Origin of the sequence: Actinomadura keratinilytica (assembly GCF_039539665.1) — a bacterium.
Taxonomy (GTDB): Bacteria; Actinomycetota; Actinomycetes; order Streptosporangiales; family Streptosporangiaceae; genus Spirillospora; species Spirillospora keratinilytica.
This window is the reverse complement of the sequence record NZ_BAABDO010000274.1, coordinates 1-1,023: the sequence shown is the minus strand read 5'-3', so window position 1 is coordinate 1,023 and position 1,023 is coordinate 1. Positions and strand designations below refer to the sequence as shown.

Here is a 1,023-nt window from a genome sequence, read left to right as displayed (position 1 = left end):
CGACGACGCGGCCGGTGCCGCGCACGGTGGACGCCACGCGCCGTCCGGCGCCGGCCGCGGCGCATCCGACGCCGCGTCCGGCGCCGGGGCCGGCGGATCCCACGCGCCGTCCGGTGCCCGCGGCCACGGTGGACGCCACGCGCCGTCCGGCGCCGGCCGCGGCGGATCCCACGCGCCGTCCGGTGCCCGCGGCGTCGGACGCCGACCCGACCGCCAGGCCGGGCGACCCGGCCTGCCCGCCCGAGCCGCAGCGCTAGGCGCGGCCCCTACGTGTCCGCGTTGAGCACCCGGGAGGTCCGCGGTGGCGTCGCGACGTTCGAGGAGTTCGTGACCGCCACCGCGGACCGCCTCCTGCGCACCGCCGTCTTCCTCGTCTACGACCGGCACGTCGCCGAGGACCTGGTGCAACTGGCCTACGAGCGCGTCGCACGGCGGTGGCGGCGCCTGGCCTCGGGCAACCCCGAGGCCTACGCCCGCAAGATCATCGTCAATCTGGCCATCGACGAGCGCAGACGCCGCCGCGACCTGCCGGTCGGCTCCGTGGCCGAGGTGGAGCGGCTGGCCGCAAGCGCGTCCGCCGGACCGTTCGGCGGACCGGTCGGCGCGGCGGACGGCGAACTGGACGAGGCGCTGCGCGCCCTGCCCGCCAAACAGCGCGCCGTCCTGGTCCTGCGCTACTGGTGCGATCTGAGCGAACAGGACATCGCCGAGACCCTCGGGATCTCCCGGGGGACGGTCAAGAGCCACGCCGCGCGCGCCATGGCGGCCCTGCGCGAGCACATGACGGCCGACAAGCCGCGGCCCGCGGTGAGAGGGGACGGGGCGCATGGACGATGAGCTGGAAGCCCTGCTGCGCGACCACTACAGCCGGGCCGCCGAGGAGATCCACGCCGACCCGGCGCTGCTGCGCCGCTACCGCGCCGCCGCCCGGCCCGGCGCCGCCGGCATCCGGACGCGCAGCCCGCTGCGGTACGGCCTCGGCCTGCGCCGGTGGGCGCTGCCCGTCCTCGCGGCCGCCGCGAC

2 protein-coding genes are annotated in these 1,023 nt (G+C 78.0%); both read left to right on the top strand.

Features of this window, described 5'->3' with window-relative positions; all coding sequences use genetic code 11:
• The first annotated feature begins 279 nt into the window (after positions 1–279).
• Positions 280–837, top strand: a complete 558-nt coding sequence (locus ABD879_RS32675) for a SigE family RNA polymerase sigma factor (RefSeq protein WP_345025662.1) — start codon at positions 280–282, stop codon at positions 835–837.
• A partial coding sequence (locus tag ABD879_RS32670; RefSeq protein WP_345025661.1) for a hypothetical protein occupies positions 827–1,023 on the top strand: 197 nt, incomplete at its 3' end. The genes ABD879_RS32675 and ABD879_RS32670, both read left to right, overlap by 11 nt.